Raw genomic sequence first — 17,279 nt, forward strand, 5'->3', positions numbered from 1 at the left:
ATCAGCCACCAATCGCCTGAACTTCCTGCACAGGCAGCCGCTGCACAGCATTCACATTCGCCGTACCGATCGAGTGCCAGCCGCCTTGGTCCTTGCCGACCCAGTAGAAGACTTCCCATGTCAGCGTGAGCTTCACCGTGTACATGCCGTCGGGCTGACTCGCACTTGACCTCTTGTAGATGTGCTTGCACGTGTTCATCTGGTGGAACGGATCCTGGGTTTCGTCATACCCGTCCGGATCGCCTTCCGGGGTGACGCCCATCAAGCACTTGAACGGCTTGGTCCCGTCACCCGGATCCACGGTCATCTCGGATACCTGGCCGCGCATCGTCAGGTTGTGCTTCGGGTCGATGTAGCCGCTCAGGCTTCCCGGATTGTCCTTGTCAGCCCCCGCCTTCGAGCTCTGCGGGGTCAGGTTGAAGAAAGCCGGCACATTGACCCTCGGCGTGAACGTCGGCATGACCACCAAGGCTGGAGGCGGATAGTTACTCTTGAACGGATACCAGAACGGCACCATGTAGGTCGGGAACGGGCACTGCGCCTCCTCGACCGGGCCGACCGGCACGTACGCACGCTCCAGGTGGGCGTTGTCACCACCGTCGTACGTGTCGAGGTCGTAATCGGTAATGGTGATCCGGAGGACCCACTTCTTGCCCTCCGGCGCCTTGGGCAGCCGGATGCCGTCCGGGATGGCGAAGTCTCGGCACGGAACGAAGGGCCTGCCGTTCAGCCGCTGGCGCCAGGTAGGTGGCGGGTCGCCGCTGTCGGGGCCGAGGTAGGGCGCACCGTTGCTGCAGTACGCGCCGAAGCCGACGGAGTTGACGTACATACTGCAGACCGACGTGCCGGTGTGGATCGTCTCCGCGCCCGCAGTCAGCGCGGGCCCAGCCATGAGTAGTGCGAGTACGGCACTCAGGACCACCAGCCCGCGACCTACTCGGTTGTGCATCCTCACTCCCCAGACTCGTCTTCCGGCAGATTATCTTCGACCAGGGGCATCATGCCCGGTACCGAGTACCCCGTCACCTCTTCGCAACCTCAAGATCGATTTATGGTCTATGCCGGATAGTGCACCGCGGCGCAGTTGACGCCTTTGCTGGTCGCGAGGCGGTAAGGCATCCAGCCGATGCCCGTCTTGATCATCTCGATCACCTCGGGAGATCCCTTCGGGGTCACCACGGTCCAGTTCCGCGTCGCGGGATCCCAGTACTGCGTGGTTTGCGAGCGGCAGGTCTGCACTGCGACGGTGTTGTCCGGCGTGCTCTTGACCCCGACCACGACGACGCTGCCCGGCGGCTTCATCACCCAGCCGTTGCGCTTGGCATCCTGGATGCCCTGCGACACGTCGGCGTAGAAGAACGACGGGAAGCGCTTCTTCAGGATCGTGTCGTCCTTCGACACCAGGGCCTGGAAGTACAGCGGGTAGCTGGTCACGAGGCCTTGGACGGCGGGGTTGGACGCGAAGTTCCCTGGCTGGACGATGACCTGCTTGGCGGTCGGCCGGCTGCTGGTGGCCGGCTTGGGCGGGGCGCTGGTCGTCGTGCTCGGCTCCGACGACGGCGCCGTGGACGGGGTCGCCGAGGTCGTCGTACCGGCGTCACCGCCGACCGGGACCGGACGGCCGCCGTCATTGGAGTCCTTGCCGCAGGCACTGACCAGCAGGATCGCCGTCAGGGTGAGGGCCGGGAGGGCAAACCTACGCACGAAGAGAATCCTCCGGGGTCTAGCGCCCGCTCGTCGGCGGGCTCGTCGGGCCTGACGGACTGTCGGTCGGCGGCGTCCCGGAGGGATCCGGCGTCGGCGTCACATTCGGCGTACAGGTCGCCGGGAACGGGAACGGGGACAGCGTCCAGGTCGGGGTCGGCGACCCGACCGTCCAGGTGGGGCACGGCAGGTCGATCGTCGGCGGGCGCGCCGTGGTGATCGGCGCACCGGGGTCGTCGGGTGTCGAGTTCACGACGATCGGGGGGATGGTCGGGCTGTCGTCGGCCTTTTCGATGCCTTGTTCGGCGTGGGCCTGGCCGGTGCCGGTGGCTTTGAGGGATTGTTTGCCAACGAGGCCGAGGAACGTGGTCTTGTTGGCGATGTCGACCTGGATGTCGACCTCTTTGTCGGTGAGGGTGGTCGGGCCGCAGGCGGTGACGCCGGGGTCGTTGGAGCGGACCTGGCCGCAGAACTCGGTGATCGCGGCGGCTGCCTTGGCGGTGTCGATCTTGGCCTCGGCGACGTTCAGCTGGATGGCGGCGGCGCCGACCCGGGCGGCTTCCTGGGCGTAGCCGATCGCGCGGGAGCGGGCGCCGAGTTGCCGGCCGCCGTCGATGACGAGTCCGGCCAGGGTGAAGATCATCACCGCGAGGATCGCGACCGCGGGGCTCAGCGCACCGCGCGGGATCCGCCGCCGGTCGTTGCCCGGGTCGTTGCGCCGGGCATCGATCCGGAAGAAGTCGACGAGCCTACGAGCCGTCACCGCGCACCCCCCGGTACGGATCGAGCGAGGACGTGAAGCGCTTGGTGATCTTGGTGTCGCCGCCGAGGCCGAGCAGCCCGAGGTCGCGGTAGTTGATCGTGCAGGTGACCTCGACCGACAGCGGCGAACCGGCGGTGAACCCGGTCGTGATCGAGCCCGAGGCGGTCTGCTTGCAGGACTCCACCGCCTGGCTCATCGCGGCGGTGACGGCCTGGTCGACACGGCCCTGGGCCTCCTGCAGGGACCGGGCCTGGCTGGCGCCGCGGGCGCCGTCGCGGGCCGCGCTCTCCAGCAGCGAGGACGTCTGGAAGTACCGCCCGCAGGCGAGCAGGAACATGAACAGCGCGAGCAGCACGGGCGCCAGGATCACCATCTCCAGCGCCATCGTGCCGCGCTCACGGCGCCGTCGGCAGGACCTGACCCCCAGCATCCGCATCCTCACTTGTCGGCGTCGAACTGCTCGATCGGGCCGGTGGCGGTCCGGCTCACTTTCAGCGTCAGGCCCGGCACCAGCGAGACGGTGTCGCCGGTGACCGTGAACGAGACCGTGCCTTCCGGGTTGTTGTACGCCGGGAACGGGACGGTGGCGTGCTGCAACGTCGTGCCGCCGAGCTGCTGGGCGTAGGACTGGATGTCCGCCCGGACCTTCTCCCCCACGGCCGTGGTGTAGACCGGCGGCTGCACCAGCCGCAGGCGGGACACGCCTTCCTGCGCGGCGTTCAGCGCGACGGACCGCCCGTACAGCCACAGGGCGGTCTGGATGGAGACGAAGATCAGCGCGAGGATCGCCGGCGCGAGAATGGCCAGCTCGAGCGTGCTGACCCCCCGCTCCGACCGTCTCCGCCGAACCCGCTTCCGCCCCGGCCGCATCGGTCCGCGTCAGCCCTTGTCGATATCGGCGGTGTGCTTGTCGATGACGCGCTTCACCACGACACCGATCGCCAGCGCGGCGACGACCAGGATGCCCGAGATGATCGCCCACTCCAGCGCGGACGCGCCCAACTCGGTCTGCCCCTGCTTCGCCCGGGCGCGCTGGGTCTTCGCCCGCGCCACCGCGTAGCCGGCCATCGCCCGCCAGAACATCAACTCCGAGGTCATTCGCATGCCTTCCAGATCGTGAGGCCGAAGCAGGCCTCAGTATGCCGGGTTCGACGGACAAACCCTTCCAACGGATCCTTTGTCCAGATCACTGTTCGGCCTAACTTCCGAGAATGGCCACGCCGGCCGGGAAGGCCAGGAACAGGAAGAACGCCGCGATCATGACGAGCTGCGCGACCAGCATCGACTGCGAGCGCTCACCCGCCTTGCCCTCCACGTCGGCCAGCTCCTTGCGCCGCAGCGACGCCGCCCGGGCGAGCAGCGAGGAGCGGATCTTCGCGCCCTCGTCACCGGCCAGCGCCAGCGCCGAGGCCAGGTCGCGCAGTTCCTCGACGCCGAGGTCCTCGCCCAGCCGGGCCATCGCGTCCCACGGCGTGATGCCGATCAGCCGGGCGTTCGCGAGAGCCTGCCGGATCCGGGCCATCGCCCAGTGCTCGCCGATCGTGGACGCGGTCATCAGCGCCTCGGGCAGGCCGCGGCCGCCGGCGAGATTCATCGCGACCAGGTCCAGGAAGCTGCCGACCACGTGCCGGAAGTCGCGGCGCCGGGTCTCGGCCTCCTGGCGCAGCGCCAGGTCGGGCAGGAAGAACGCGAGCGCCATGAACGCGAGCGTCACGATCGCCGGCGCCGCCCCGGGCGCCGAGATCCCGATCGCGGAGAACAGGAACAGCACGATCGGGATGAAGATCATCGCGCCGAGCGCGAAGAACACCTTGGTGGCGAGCATCGCGGCGAACGGGCGGTTCATCACCGCGAGGTCGCGGCGGAGCTTGCCGAACGCCCAGCCGCGCGCGTTCGCCTCCGCCTCGAGCCTGCGGCCAAGGGTCTCGCGCGCCCGGTCCACACCGCCGAGCACCCGCTCGCCGGCGGCGCTGGTGGTGGCTCCGCCGGCATAGCCGCCGCGGCCCGCGTCGATCCGGGCGATCGTGGACAGCACGTTGGCCCGCGGCTTGATGAACATTCGGACCAGCACGTACACGCCGAGCCCGGCGATGCCGCCGGTGATGAAGGCCCAGGTCATCCGCTCACCGTTTCCATCCGCTCGCCGCCCGGACGGTTCGTCCGGTCGTCGACCATGCCGATCAGGAACCGCTCCGGCACCTCGATCTTCGCCAGCCGCCGCAGCCACAGCAGGCCGAGCGCGTACAGCCCGATCACCACCGCGAGCACGACCTGACCGACGAAGCTCCGGTACGGCGCCATGTACGTCGGGTTGAACAGCACCAGGCCCGCGGCCATGGCCAGCGTGATCGCGACGACGACCTGCACACTGCGCCGGGTCGAGCGGCGCTCGGCCGCCACCTTCCGCCGGACGTCGAGCTCCTCGCGGGCCGAGTCCGCCAGCGCGCTCAGCACCTCGCGCAGACCGGGACCGCGCAGCCGGGCGTTCAGCACCAGGGCGGCGACGATCAGGTCGGCCGACGGGTCGTTGAGATCGTCGGCGAACCGCATCAGGGCCGAGGGCAACGGTTCGCGGATCCGCAGCCGGTCGACGAGCAGGTTCAGGCTGGGCTTGATCGCGGGTGCGGCGTTCACCGCGGTGGCCGGGATCGCCTGCTCCAGGCCGACCGCGCCGGCGATGGTGTCGCGCAGCGCCTCGGTCCAGGTGGCGAGCGCGTCCAAGCGGTCGATCGCCCGGCGCTCCTCACCGGTGCCGCCGAAGAACCGGTCCGCCATCCCGGCCAGCAGGCCGAGCGCGACCGCGAGCACGAGCCAGCGGGTGACGACCAGGACGAGCAGGCCGACCGCGAGCGCGGCGCCGAGCCGGATCATGTTCTTGCGGTGGTCCGCGCCGCGGTTGCGGAACAGCGACGGGGTCTCGTCCTTCGGCTCGGTGCCGCGGATCGCGACGATCAGCAGCATCACCGCGCCGCCGACCACCGCGCCGCACAGCAGCGCCCCCAGTGTCCGATCGCTCATCGCGTCACGCCCACGTTCCGTGCACGAGGGGCTGGTAGCCGAAGTGCTCGAGTTCGTCCATGCAGGCGATCGGCGCGTGCGCCGCGGCGCGGCCGTCCGGTCCGGGGGCGAAGACCTCGCCGGACAGCACCCGGCCGTCCCAGCCGGTGACCTCCCGGATGCTCTCGACGTACCGGCTCAGGCCGCCGCCGCGGGAGTAGTCGTTGTGCTTGCGGACGAACACGACGAAGTCGAGCGCGCCGGCGATCAGCATCTGGGTGGCGTCCATCGGCAGCCGCTCCATCGCCTGGATCGCGTACGTGCTGATCCGGTTGAACACCTCCATCGAGCTGTTCGAGTGGATCGTCGACAGCGAGCCGTCGTTGCCCTGGCTCATCGCGTTCAGCATCGTGACGATCTCGTCGCCGAGCACCTCACCGACGATGACGCGGGACGGGTTCATCCGCAGCGACCGGCGGACCAGGTCGGCCATGCTGACCATGCCGACGCCCTCGGAGTTCGGCAGCCGCTCCTCGAACGCGACCACGTTCGGGTGCAGGTCCTTGAACTCGCCGAGGCCGAGCTCGAGCGAGCGCTCGACGGTGATCAGCCGCTCGTGCGGCTGGATCTCGTTGGCCAGCGCGCGCAGCAGCGTCGTCTTCCCGGAGTTCGTGGCGCCGGCGATCATGATGTTCTTGCGCGCCGCGACCGCCGCGCGCAGGAACGAGCCGACGTCGTCGGTCATGGTGCCGTTGGCCACCAGGTCCTTCAGGAACACCTTGCCGAGCCGGGCGCGCCGGATCGAGACCGCGGGCCGCGACGTCACGCCCATCACCGCGGACAGGCGGGAACCGTCCGGGAGCCGCAGGTCCAGCTGCGGGTTCGCCGAGTCGAACGGGCGGCTGGTCAGGCCGGCGTGGGCCGCCAGCACCTGGATCAGCTCGACCAGTTCCTCGTCGCTCTCGGCCACCGGCCCCGGCGTCTCCTCGCGGCCGTCGCCGTACTGCACGAAGACCTGGTCACAGCCGTTGATGTCGATGTTCTCGACCTCGGGGTCGTCGATCAGCGGCTGCAGCCGGCCGACGCCGAACAGCGCGGAGTGGATCGCGCCGGCGATCTGCGCGTCGTCGTCGGGGGTCGGCGGCGTCCGGCCCTCGGCCAGCTCGTACCGCGCGTGGTCCTCGAGCACCTGCACGATCAGGGACCGCGCGTACTCCCGCTCGTCCTCCGCGCTCATCGGCGGGACGCCGTTCACCTGGTCGCGACGGCGCTGCTCGTTCAGTCGCTCGGCGACCTGCACGCGCAGCTTGCGGACCAGCTCCTGGTCCGCGCTCACCGGTAATCACCCGGCGGGAACGCGGCGTTGGCCATGTCGAAGTCCTGCGGCGGCGGCGCGGCGACCAGCGAGGCCATCTCGGCGGTGATCGCGGTCGCGGACCGGATCAGCTGGGTCTTGTCGAGCCGGCCGTGGCCGCGCCCGTCGAAGAACGCCGCACCGGCCGGGTCGTACGCCAGGTGCCACCGGTGCCGGACCGGCAGCGACATGGCGTCCAGCACGGACCACACCTGCTTCACGCCGTCGCGCTGCTTCGGGTCGGCCACGACGACCACACCGAGCTGGGCGTCGACGTGGTGCACCAGCGTCGACAGCCGCTCCCGCAGGTGCGCCACCGACGAGCCGGTCGCGCTGCACACCATGACGACGAGACGAGCGGACTGGATGACCGGCAGCTGCGGGGACGACGCACCGATCCGCCCGCAGTCGGCCAGGACGTCGCCGTGCTGCATCTGGTTGAACGAGATGCCGAGCGGGTGCCACAGACCGCCCATGCCGCCCACCTGTTCGGGCGAGCGCACACCGAGCAGTACGTCGAGACCGCCGTCGAGCTGCTGGCTGTGAGCGAGGATCACCTCGTCGCCCAGCCCCTTGCGGCTCGCCGCGGCCAGGCTGACCAGGCCGCGGTCGGAGTTGAGCGCGGCGCCGGCCGGGCCGGTCATCCGGATCGCCACGTCGCTGCCGGCCGGGTCGCACTCGGCCAGCAGCACCTGCCGCGGCCAGAGCGCACCGAAGACCAGACTGGCCGTGGTTACGCCGGGCGAGCCCTTCGCGCTCGCCAGTGCCACCAGTGCCATCAGTTGGCCCCGCTGCGTTCCGCGTCCGGCGTGGTGCCCGGTGCGAGCTTCACCAGGACCAGGGTCTTGGCGGCCGCCGCGGCGGCGACCGTCGTGACGTCGTCCGCCGGGATCAGGATCGTCACGTTCAGGGAGCTGTTCGCGCTCGTCTTGCTGTCGATGATCGCACCGGCCGCCGAGGTCACCTTGGCCGCGTTGACCAGCGGGACCGCGGCGCCCTCCTGGTTGGCCGACGGGACCCGGATGACCTTGACGACATCGCCGACGAGGAGTCCGTCGGACGGCGCGCGCCCGGCCTCGAGGCTGACGCCGACCAGCGCGCCGCTGGCCGGGATCGGCTGCTCGCCCTCCTTGGTGAGGCTCTCCGGCGTGACGAACTGGTCCTTGTACAGCCAGGTCTTCGTGTAGCGACCGACGTACTTGTTCGCCTCCGACCACGGGATCAGCCCGCCGGTGGCACCGGCCAGGTCGCCGCGGGAGAAGTCCTTCGGCTCGAGTTTGTGGCCCGGCGGGAGGGTGTCGGCGACCGCGACGAAGTCGGAGCGGTTGCCGCTGTTCAGCGCGATCAGCGCGGAGCCGGCGGCGCCGAGCAGGATCAGGATCACCGCGAGCGCGGCCAGGGCGGGACGCCGTTCCCGGCTACCGGGGAGGCGGGTCGCCGCGCCACCCGTCGATCGGCCCGCTGCCCGGGCGCCTTGGGAGGAGGTACGCGTGGAGGACGAGAGACTCACGCGCCTACCGTAATGGCAGCGAGGTGCCATTCGTGCCAGCAGGCCACCGCCGTTACCGGGCCGCGATCCGCTCCAGCTCGTCGGGCCGGAGCAGCTGGTTGAAGGTGCCCGGCCCGCCGTACAACTGGTCTAGATAGGCATACATCGCGCGCAGGCAGAGCCCGACCTGACGCTCCCAGCCGGGCCGTCCCTCCAGCCAGACCACGAGGTCCCGCCCCTCGGCGAGCGTGACGGCCGCGTTCACCGGCTGCACGAGCCGGTCCGAGTCCGGGTCAGGTTCGATCCGCGGCCCGCGGATCTCCTGCACGGTCGCGGCCAGCGCTGCCTGCTCGGCGCCGGTGCGGAAGTAGTCGAACCCGTGCCGGCCGTGCAGGAGGTCGAGGTACTCGCACAGGGCGAGGAACAGCTCGATGCCGTCGTACTCCCGGCCGTCACCGGCGTGGTGCCGCAGCTGCGCGACCGTGCTGCGAGCCTGGGGGATGTTCCAATCGGATTCACCGAACTTCTCCCACATGGGCTTGATCCTAGGTGGGTCGACGGGCGTAAATCGTTAACAGTTCGGGTGGTTCGAGTAGCTGGCGAGTAACCGTTTGTTTGCTAAATTCCGGAACCAGAGGGTCCGGGTGACAACTGGTGAGCACCCGGGCACTGACGGGAGGGGTGATTCGGCTGACTACACCGACGTTGTCTGCCGCAGATCCGGCGGCTCGGGCTCAGTGGGCGGCCGGGACCGCTCTCGGAATCCTGCACCCGTCGGCGGTGCCGCTGCGTGACGGCCGGGTCTGGCTGACCAGCCGGGACGACATGCTCTCCGCGACCGCGATGCGCGGGATCGAGGACCTGCTCGTCCGCCGGGCGACGGACCGGGCGCGCGACGACCGGCTGCTGGCCGAGGCCGTGGCCGTGATCGGCATGGAGGTCGCCCGGGCCCGCGGCGAACTCCCCGCGCGCGGTGCGACCGACGCCCTCGACCGGTACCTCCAGCTGCCGGGGCTCGAGCAGTCCCGCCGTACCGAGGCCGACGCGATGCTCCGTGTCGCGCTCAGCAGCGCGGCACCGGACGACCCGGAAGCAGCTGCCCGCCTCGCCCGGCTGACCACGCCGCCGCACGCGGTCGCGACGTCGGCCATCGTGGCGGCCTCGGCCGCCATCACCCGCGAGGCCGAGCTGCTCGGCCTGGGTACGGCGCCAGCACCGCAGCGCACCGGCCGGCACCGCGCCCAGGTCGGCAGCGGCCACCGCCGGGCCGAGGGACGGCGGGTGTGGACGTCGCAGATCCGCGGCACCGGCCTGACGATCGGCGGGCGTCCGAGCTCGCAGCCGCCGCTGACCGGGACACATGCGCTGAGCGTGCTCGGGACGATGGACCGCCAGTCCCTGGCCGCCTCGGTCACCGACCGGCCCGCCGTCGACGCGCAATCCGGCCAGGCCGTCCTGCGCACCGCGGTCTCCGACGTACCGCAACACGTCCGGGTCGAGGTCGGCGACACCACGCTCGGCGCACTGGGACAGGGCGTCATCCGGGCCGGTACGGCGAACGACCCGCACGTACTGCGGATCTCCGGTGGGCTCAGCGATGAGCAGGTCCGGTATGTCTGGACGCACCAGCTGGCCCTGATGACGCAGGAGATCGGCGCGGCCCAAGCCGGGCAGTCCCGCGGCGTCCTCGGCCGGCTGAGGTCCGTCTTCAGTCACGAGCGCCGCGACCGCCGCCTGCACGCGGACCATGCGGCGTTCCAGGGTCTGGTCCGGGACTGGCACGAGGCCCGCGCCGAGACGCTCGCGAACGGGCGTCCGAGCGGCCCGCGGTCCGTCGCCGACCTCGAGCGCGACCTGGAGGGTCTCGCCCGGACGATCCGCCGGCACGGCGGCTCCGAGCCCGCACTCCCCTGGACCGCCGGGGCTGTCCCGACGCCCGACGCGACCGCCGCCGGTCTGGCCGCGGCCCGGGCCGACGCGAAGGCGAGGCCTGCCAGGCACTCGTACGCCCACTTGAGCGGCGAGGTCCGCACCCAGATCGCGACCCTCGAGGCCGCGGCCAGGGACCTCGACGCGAAGGCCGCGACCAAGCGGAACACCGCGCAGACCGCGACCGACGAAGCCACCAAGAACGACAAGGACGCCGACGACGAGGACAAGGGACGCGACCGCGGTGCACCCGAGCGCGCGCGCAAGCTCCGCGTCGCGGCCGGCACCGCGCGCAACAAGGCCGGGCGGCACACCGAGATCGCCGGCGCCTACGCACAGGCCGCCGACGAGGCCCGGAAGGCGCTGGCCGGCTACCGGACGCTGCTGACCGAGCTCGAAGGCGGCGCCCCGCAGGCCCGGATCATCGAGCTCGCCGGTGCCGCGAAGCAGCAGGTGGGGACGTACGAGCGCAGCCGTGACCGGGCGATCCCGGTCAAGAACCTGCTGATGACCGGGGTGCCGGGCGGCGAGGTCGACGTGCCCGTCGACGACATCAACCGGGTCCTGGCCGCCAACAACCTGCGCGAGCGGATGCCGACGCGCGGGCCGATGCCGATGGCCGCCGCCGAGTACCGCCGGGTCCTGTCCGAGGACGGGATGGTCTTCGCCCTCGAGAACCACCCCGACACACCGGTCGGCAAGGTGCGCGAGGTGCGGCTGCGGCTGATCCCGGACGACATCACCGAGCGCGACGACATCGACTACGAGATGGCCGAGCAGATGTCCGGCACGATCGGTGAGAGCGGCACGGCGGTCTCGACCACGAACACCCACGCCACCAGCCTCAACGTCGGCGTGAACCTGCAGCCGATCCTGGCCATGGCCGCCCCCGTCGCGGGTCAGCTCGTCACCCCGAAGGTCGAGGCGTCGCGCGGCCGGACCCTGGCCAACAGGTCCGAGCGGCGCGCCGACAGCCCCAGGTCCGCCTGGGTCGACGACAACCGCGGCGAGTCGATCCTCTACGAGTGGTCCGGCAAGTGGCAGATCGAGGTCCGGGACTCCCCCACCGAGCCCTGGTCGGCGGTCGAGACGGTCGACGCGGGCAGGCAGCAGACGTGGGTGTCGAGCGCCTACACCGTGCAGCCGCCGGCGGAGACCGTCACGCTGGACCAGGTCGGCCGCGGGCAGGACGTCACCGGCGAGTTCCCGCGGCACGCGGTCACCAGCATCACCGGGCTGCAGGACGTCACCGACCGCCTGGTGCGCAAGGCCCAGAAGCAGTACGGCGGCGGCCTCGACCGGGTCTCATACCAGCACATCGCCGGCCTGATGGTGAACGACTCGCACCGCCTGCTGCGCGAGCTGAGCCAGCCGGGCGGTATCACCCGGCAGATCCCGTCCGGCGGCGAGACCGAGTACGAGCTCACCTGGGAGGTCCAGCCGGTCTGGCGCAGCGCCGAGCTCGTCGGCGAGTCCAGCTCGGAGATGTGGCAGGAAGAGGTCCTCGTCGACTTCGCCGGCGTCAGCGCGAGCCAGACGTACGGCACATCGGCCACGGGCACGGCCTCGGTGTCGTTCCCGGGCAAGCCCTCCGACCTGAACCCGGTCGCCGCGGCGACGGCGCTCACCAACGTCGGCGGGTCCGGCGTGGACGTGTCGCCGAACGTGTCGGCCGGGCGCAACGTGTCCCGATCGGGCGGTCAGAGCGTCAGCATGACCACGATCACCCCGGCCGTGCACCGCAACCAGGGCCCGACGCAGGGGGTGCTGGTCGGCTTCGAGGTGCGCGCCACGCTGCGCAAGGTCGGCGACCCGGAGTCCAAGGCGATCGTCGAGACCGGCAAGTCCCGTGCGTTGCTGCGGGTCCCGGAGAACGACCTGCTGCGGGCAGGCGGCCCGGCGGACAAGAACGCCGTACCGCTGGAGGCGAACGGCGACGTCAAGCTGGACGAGAACCAGCGACTGCGGCTGCGAGGCGACGCGGAGCCGTCGACGGGTCCGCAAACGATGCCGCCGTGGATGGGCCGCGGCAAGAACCAGATGCGCGGTGTCGGCAAGGCCCTGCCGCAGAAGCTCGAGGGCGCGGACGCGGCCAGGGAGCAGGCGCTGGAGAACCTGCGCGCGATGGGGCTGGTCGCGGCGGACGGCGAGGAGCCGACGCCCGAGCAGCGGCGCAACCGCGATCGCGTCGTGGCGCAGATCGACACGACCCGGCTCGAGGCCGGCATCAACCAGGCCTGTCAGGGCGGCCTGATCGTCATGCTCGAGGACCGCGGCGCGCTCGGTACGCCGCGCTGGCGGCCGTTCCGGCTGTCGGTCACGCAGGACTACGACGAGGCGACCGAGCAGTTCGAGGTCGAGGGCGCCGGCACCAGCACGAACGAGAACGTCGTCCTGCTCGGGATCAGCTCGCGCGCCACCGGCCGGACCTCCGGGCGGTCCCGCTCGGTGCCGCTGTCGGCGGGCGTGGGCGGGTCGCACGGCCCGGCGGAAGGGATTCGCGGCTGGACCGGACGGATCGGGCTGAAGGGCACCCGGAACGCGCTCGGCCGCGCCTTCAGCTGGACGGCCGGGCGCCGCGTCAACCGGGTCACGCTCAGCGAGAGCACCGAGCCGCTCGACCGGCTCAAGCAGGGCATCCGGATCACGTTCGCGGAGATCACCGACCGCGGCGACGCCGAGCCGATCGCCGATGTCCGGGGCAGTATGGAGGTCGCGTACGACAGCTCGATGACGCGGGCCGACGCCCCGGTGTACGAGAAGAACCCGAAGCCGCCGCACCGCGTCGCGGTGGAGCAGGCCTTCCCGGTCGCGGTCGACGCGGGCAACGCGGCCGACGAGCTGTGCAACGCGATCCCGGCGATCCGGTCCGACTCGACCGCCCTGCCGGCGCTGCACGACGCGCTCGCGCCCACCAGCCTGGTCGCGAACCGCGAGTGGATGAACGGCGAGTACCGGCTGCCGTTCGTCGTGGTCCGCGCGCCCGGCAGCCCGGCGCACGCGTTCGCCGACGGCACGCTGCTCCCCGACGAGTACCAGATCGTCATCCGGGGCGAGGCGGTCAGCCTGACGCACGTCGCGATGAGCCAAGAGAACACCGTCGACATCAACTTCACGATGACCGACGTCGGCTCGACGTCCGGCACGTCGGCCTCCGGCGGCGTCAGCGGCGACATCGGCGGCGGCGTGAAGGGGGCCGACGGCAACGCTCAGTCCGGCGGGTTGTCGGCGGGCCGGACCGGCGGCAGGTCGCAGTCCACGACGACCAGCGAGACGTCCGGTGACGAGCGGCTGCTGATCAACCCGGGCACGCACCACGAGTTCATCGAGCGCCAGAAGATGACCGCGGACATCGTGCACAACGGTCAGGTGATCCGGTCCATCCCGCTGCCGGACGCGCTGGCACAGAAGGCGATGGCCGAGCGCCGGGCGCTGGACCTGTACGGCTCCGGGAAGCTCGACCTGCCGCTGTGGGTGGTCGCCGACGCCGCCGAGCGGTACCTGAACGACAAGCTGCCGGTCAGCCAGCGCGTCGCGGGCCGCTTCCTGACCCGGTACCGGCGGGAGAAGGAGGGCGTGACCACCGGCCTGCCGGCCGAGCACACGGCCGAACTCCTGACGGCGAAGCTGCGGTCGAAGAGCCGGGTCCGCGCCTCGCGGGCCGCGAACGCCGACACGGCGTTCGAGACCACCGCCCGCCGGGTGGAGGCGAAGGCCGACCAGCGTCGCGTCGTGCACACCTCCGAGGCGTACGACGAGAGCCTGGCCGCGGCCCAGATCGAGTCGGTCACCGTCGAGGGCACCGACGAGCGGGTCGACCTGCGGCAACTGGTGGAGCCGCAGGTGGACGAGCTCGCTCCCGGCCTGCGGAACGCCAGCCTCCTGCTGCAGAACGCCTTGGACGTCGACCTCAGCGCGGACAGCTACCAGGGTCACCTGGAGGACATGCTCGGCGCGGACGGGTTCGAGGTGCCGATCGAGGTGCCGATCGAGGGCCAGGAACGCCCGGATGTGCTGTTCGTCCGGGTCTGGGCGAGGTACGAGGGCGAGCTCACCGTCGACGGCGTCCCGGTCAAGCGGGACGGCACGCCCGAGCTGGAGAAGGAGGACGCGGGCGGCGTCGGGCAGAACTACGACTACGACATGATCGACCGCTCGACCGGTCACACCGTGACCGTCAGCGGGGGTATCGACGGCAAGACCAGCACCGCGCTCGACGGGGACGCGTCCGGCGGTCTCTCGATCGACCAGACCAAGACGAACACGGCCGGGACCGGCGAGCAGAACACCACGCTGTCCCGGCTCGGTCACTTCGACCTGGTCCGGGCACACCGGACCGTGGTCTTCGAGACGGAGGTCGTGCGGGTCCGCAACGCCGGCGCCGCGGCGATGGCCAGTGCCCGTTGGAAGCTGGGCCGGGTGGACCCGGCCGACGTCACCAGCGTGTCGCCACGCCGTCAGGTCCGCGCGGACCTGACCCTGCTGATTCCGCGCGGCGACCTGATGGACGGACCGCGGGTCGAGGCGCAGCCGGCGCTGGAGGAGCGTACGGAGCACCGCCCGATCCGCCTGCCGGAAGGCGCCGTCCCGATCCGCGCGGTGTTGCACGGCCGGGGAGGTGCCCGGCGCAACGAGCTGGTCGAGAACCTGACCGCCTACCTCGAGCAGCCCGACGTCCTCGGCCGCCGGGGCGCCGCGGAGTACCGGCACCTGATCAGGTCGAACCTCAAGCCGACCGCGCTCAAGGCCAAGGCGGCCCGGTTGCTCGACGAAGGCATCGCGCTGCAGCCGATGACGCGGCCGGGCAACGGGCGGACGACGGTGAACGTCGAGATCGAGGCGACCGGGGTCGGCTGGCACCTGCACGGTCCGGAACTCGAAGGACAGGAAGGCAGCGTCTGGCGCCGCCAGCAGGCGTACCGCTCGTCCAGCAGCAGCAACCGGATGACCCCGGTCACCGCCACCGGCGGTTTCGACGGCGGGTTCGTGTCGGTCAGCGGCTCGATCGGCGAGCAGGTCAGGGAGCAGTCGTCGGAGGCCAACGGCACCCGGCTGGAGACCAGCCGGTTCACCGAGGGCCAGATGGTCACGGTCCGGATCCCGGTCGTCTACAACGCGACCGTCCGGATGACCACCGACAACGGCCGCGGCGAACCGGTGACGAAGAAGACCACCAGCCTGCCGGAGCTGGCCCGTGGTGAGTTCTTCGTCCGGATGCACCTGCACCAGTACCTCGAGGGACTCCGGCAGATGGAGGCGGGCGCGTCGCTCGACGCCGTCCTGGCGAATGCGCGACTCGAGGCCGTGCCGACGGAGCTCGGGCCGCCCGACATCAGGGCGACCGAGTACGGCCAGGGCAAGTCCGGGGCGGTGTACCAGCCGTACCGGCCGCTGCTGAACGCGCTCGAGCAAGCCAAAGCAGAGCGGAAGTCGATCGTGCTGCTGGTCCAGGAGGCCGACGGCACCGAGCGGACGTACCAGGCCCTGCCGAACGGCACCATGCTCGGCCAGCACGACGGCGGTTTCGCTTCGGCGTTCGCCACCCTGCACCCGAACCTCGCGCTGATGGCCGAGGGGCGCGTGGACCTGCGGGAGCTGTACAACACGTCGTCGCCGGACGGCAGCTTCAGCGCGAAGGTCGCCGGTGAGCTGGAGAAGGCCGGCGTACCGCGGGACGTGCTGAAGGCGCTGGACTACCAGACGGCCGCGCGGACGATCGCGCCGGCTCCGAGCCACGGTGCGCGGGCGTCGCAGGGCGGCGCCGCGGGGCGGACGATCGCTCCGACCGGGCACGGGCCGGCGCTGGGCGGTCCGTGACGCCGATGACCGATACTCCGACAGACCGAGGGGGGTTTCATGGCATTCGCGGTGGCGCGGACCTGGGACGAGGCGCAGTTGTACCTGGAGTTGCATCCGTGCCCGGACTGCGGCTCGAGCGAGGCGCCCTGGGAACAAGCACTGGTCCAGATCGACGGTGAGCTCGCGGCCAGCTACGCCGCGACCTGCCCGGGATGCTCCGCCGCCCGCGAGTACCTGTTCGGCCTGCCCGCGCGGGAGACACCGGTGCGGGGCTGGCCGACGTTCGGCGGCCCGGAGCCGTCGGAGATCCTCGACGCGGGCCAGTGGCTGGACGTCGCCGACACCGCCGCGGCCGCCGTCCCCACGGATCCTGCCGAGGCCGGTAAGGTGCTGGCCGTCGCGCGAGCCGCTGTCGCCGAGGTGATCAAGTTCGTCCCGGCGGGCGCGGACGCCGTGCCGGAGGACGAGTTCTGGACGCCGGAGGGCCAAGCGGTCCGCGCCGCCGAACCGGGCCGCTTCCGGCTGGACAGGTTGCTGGTGGCAAGGGACGCGTACGCCGACCTGCACCGGCGGTTGGGCAACGAGATCAGGGAAACAGGAGCGAGATAACCGATGCTGATCGCGAGAACCCTGCGGGAGGCCGACATCTACGTGGCCCTGACCCGCGCGCAGGCCGAGCCGGAGCCCGGCATCGAGCTCGGGCCGGCGCCCGTTTTCGAGGTCGGCGTGAACCTGGCCGAGGGCCCGGACGCCTGGACCTACGCCTCCCCCGTCGGCGAGATCACCATCCCGTACTCGTCGGAGCGCTCGGCCACCACGAGCGGCGCGCACTGGGGACTGGGCCAGTCGCAGCTCGTCGACGCGGCCGAGTGGACCAGGGTCGGACAGCTGCACTGGGACCGGGGCACCGAGGCCGACATGGCCTACGACGGCGAGCCGGGTCAGGAGCGCTACTACATCGAGCTGAACTTCGAGCTCGCCGCCGAAGCGATCGCCGAGGCGATCAAGTTCCTGCCGGACGGCGCCGACCGGGTGCCGGACTCGGCGATCTGGACGAAGTACGGCGCCGACATCCTGGCCGACGACCCGAACGTCGTCACCCGTGCCCGGCTGGAGGACGACCTGGAGACCTACCGCGGCACACTCGCCGACTTCCGCGCGTTGTACAGCGATTCATGATGTGACAAACCCCACCGGCGATTGTTAACCCGGCTGGTGGGATATCGAGCGAGAAATTGAACAGT

Annotated in this window: 15 protein-coding genes; 3 read left to right on the forward strand and 12 right to left on the reverse strand. The window is 71.0% G+C overall.

Annotated elements, in window-relative coordinates; all coding sequences use genetic code 11:
• Position 1: 1 nt before the first annotated feature.
• The 12 genes from ABZW60_RS21155 to ABZW60_RS21210 all read right to left on the reverse strand — a co-directional run bounded on the left by ABZW60_RS21155 (position 2) and on the right by ABZW60_RS21210 (position 8,842).
• Positions 2-829, reverse strand: coding sequence for a hypothetical protein (locus ABZW60_RS21155; RefSeq protein ID WP_355479248.1), 828 nt, complete (start codon positions 827-829; stop codon positions 2-4).
• Between the two features lie 227 nt (positions 830-1,056).
• Positions 1,057-1,704 carry a hypothetical protein gene (locus ABZW60_RS21160; protein ID WP_355479250.1) on the reverse strand — a complete coding sequence of 216 codons (648 nt, stop codon included), beginning with the start codon at positions 1,702-1,704 and terminating at the stop codon, positions 1,057-1,059.
• Between the two features lie 19 nt (positions 1,705-1,723).
• The gene (locus tag ABZW60_RS21165; RefSeq protein ID WP_355479252.1) at positions 1,724-2,467 is read right to left on the reverse strand and encodes a hypothetical protein; all 744 of its coding nucleotides are present in this window, start codon (positions 2,465-2,467) and stop codon (positions 1,724-1,726) included.
• A complete protein-coding gene (locus ABZW60_RS21170; RefSeq protein ID WP_355479254.1) occupies positions 2,454-2,897 on the reverse strand; it encodes a TadE family protein in 444 nt (147 codons plus the stop codon). The genes ABZW60_RS21165 and ABZW60_RS21170 overlap by 14 nt, the downstream gene beginning before the upstream one ends.
• An 8-nt stretch (positions 2,898-2,905) precedes the next feature.
• Positions 2,906-3,337 (reverse strand): TadE family protein, encoded by a 432-nt coding sequence (locus ABZW60_RS21175; protein ID WP_355479256.1) that lies wholly within the window; start codon positions 3,335-3,337, stop codon positions 2,906-2,908.
• A gap of 9 nt (positions 3,338-3,346) precedes the next feature.
• The gene (locus ABZW60_RS21180; protein WP_355479258.1) at positions 3,347-3,565 is read right to left on the reverse strand and encodes a hypothetical protein; all 219 of its coding nucleotides are present in this window, start codon (positions 3,563-3,565) and stop codon (positions 3,347-3,349) included.
• 100 nt (positions 3,566-3,665) lie between these two features.
• Positions 3,666-4,586: a type II secretion system F family protein gene (locus ABZW60_RS21185; protein ID WP_355479260.1), complete on the reverse strand. Its 921-nt coding sequence runs from the start codon at positions 4,584-4,586 to the stop codon at positions 3,666-3,668.
• Positions 4,583-5,485, reverse strand: a complete 903-nt coding sequence (locus ABZW60_RS21190) for a type II secretion system F family protein (protein ID WP_355479262.1) — start codon at positions 5,483-5,485, stop codon at positions 4,583-4,585. The genes ABZW60_RS21185 and ABZW60_RS21190 overlap by 4 nt, the downstream gene beginning before the upstream one ends.
• Before the next feature lie 4 nt (positions 5,486-5,489).
• Entirely contained in the window at positions 5,490-6,800 is a 1,311-nt protein-coding gene (locus ABZW60_RS21195; RefSeq protein WP_355479264.1) for an ATPase, T2SS/T4P/T4SS family, read from the reverse strand.
• Positions 6,797-7,597 carry a hypothetical protein gene (locus ABZW60_RS21200; protein WP_355479266.1) on the reverse strand — a complete coding sequence of 267 codons (801 nt, stop codon included), beginning with the start codon at positions 7,595-7,597 and terminating at the stop codon, positions 6,797-6,799. Before ABZW60_RS21200 ends, ABZW60_RS21195 begins: the two co-directional genes overlap by 4 nt.
• Positions 7,597-8,328 (reverse strand): hypothetical protein, encoded by a 732-nt coding sequence (locus ABZW60_RS21205; RefSeq protein WP_355479268.1) that lies wholly within the window; start codon positions 8,326-8,328, stop codon positions 7,597-7,599. The genes ABZW60_RS21200 and ABZW60_RS21205 overlap by 1 nt, the downstream gene beginning before the upstream one ends.
• 52 nt (positions 8,329-8,380) lie before the next feature.
• Positions 8,381-8,842, reverse strand: coding sequence for a hypothetical protein (locus tag ABZW60_RS21210; RefSeq protein WP_355479270.1), 462 nt, complete (start codon positions 8,840-8,842; stop codon positions 8,381-8,383).
• A gap of 245 nt (positions 8,843-9,087) precedes the next feature.
• Between ABZW60_RS21210 and ABZW60_RS21215 the strand changes: the two genes are divergently transcribed.
• Genes ABZW60_RS21215 through ABZW60_RS21225 form a run of 3 tightly spaced genes read left to right on the forward strand, consistent with a single transcriptional unit; the run spans position 9,088 to position 17,214 of the window.
• Positions 9,088-16,053 (forward strand): hypothetical protein, encoded by a 6,966-nt coding sequence (locus tag ABZW60_RS21215; protein WP_355479272.1) that lies wholly within the window; start codon positions 9,088-9,090, stop codon positions 16,051-16,053.
• 39 nt (positions 16,054-16,092) lie between these two features.
• Entirely contained in the window at positions 16,093-16,644 is a 552-nt protein-coding gene (locus ABZW60_RS21220) for a hypothetical protein (protein ID WP_355479274.1), read from the forward strand.
• Between the two features lie 3 nt (positions 16,645-16,647).
• On the forward strand, positions 16,648-17,214 hold the full coding sequence (locus tag ABZW60_RS21225; protein ID WP_355479276.1) for a hypothetical protein: 567 nt from the start codon (positions 16,648-16,650) through the stop codon (positions 17,212-17,214).
• Positions 17,215-17,279 lie beyond the last annotated feature (65 nt).

It is taken from the genome of Kribbella sp. NPDC003557 (assembly GCF_040610805.1).
Taxonomy (GTDB): Bacteria; Actinomycetota; Actinomycetes; order Propionibacteriales; family Kribbellaceae; genus Kribbella.

Excerpts from the sequence above, each read along its gene's own strand:
- ABZW60_RS21155 (WP_355479248.1), bottom strand. The coding sequence starts at position 829 with ATGTACGTCAACTCCGTCGGCTTCGGCGCGTACTGCAGCAACGGTGCG.
- ABZW60_RS21170 (WP_355479254.1), bottom strand. The coding sequence starts at position 2,897 with ATGCTGGGGGTCAGGTCCTGCCGACGGCGCCGTGAGCGCGGCACGATG.
- ABZW60_RS21175 (WP_355479256.1), bottom strand. The coding sequence starts at position 3,337 with ATGCGGCCGGGGCGGAAGCGGGTTCGGCGGAGACGGTCGGAGCGGGGG.
- ABZW60_RS21180 (WP_355479258.1), bottom strand. The coding sequence starts at position 3,565 with ATGACCTCGGAGTTGATGTTCTGGCGGGCGATGGCCGGCTACGCGGTG.
- ABZW60_RS21185 (WP_355479260.1), bottom strand. The coding sequence starts at position 4,586 with ATGACCTGGGCCTTCATCACCGGCGGCATCGCCGGGCTCGGCGTGTAC.
- ABZW60_RS21190 (WP_355479262.1), bottom strand. The coding sequence starts at position 5,485 with ATGAGCGATCGGACACTGGGGGCGCTGCTGTGCGGCGCGGTGGTCGGC.
- ABZW60_RS21200 (WP_355479266.1), bottom strand. The coding sequence starts at position 7,597 with ATGGCACTGGTGGCACTGGCGAGCGCGAAGGGCTCGCCCGGCGTAACC.
- ABZW60_RS21210 (WP_355479270.1), bottom strand. The coding sequence starts at position 8,842 with ATGTGGGAGAAGTTCGGTGAATCCGATTGGAACATCCCCCAGGCTCGC.
- ABZW60_RS21220 (WP_355479274.1), top strand. The coding sequence starts at position 16,093 with ATGGCATTCGCGGTGGCGCGGACCTGGGACGAGGCGCAGTTGTACCTG.
- ABZW60_RS21225 (WP_355479276.1), top strand. The coding sequence starts at position 16,648 with ATGCTGATCGCGAGAACCCTGCGGGAGGCCGACATCTACGTGGCCCTG.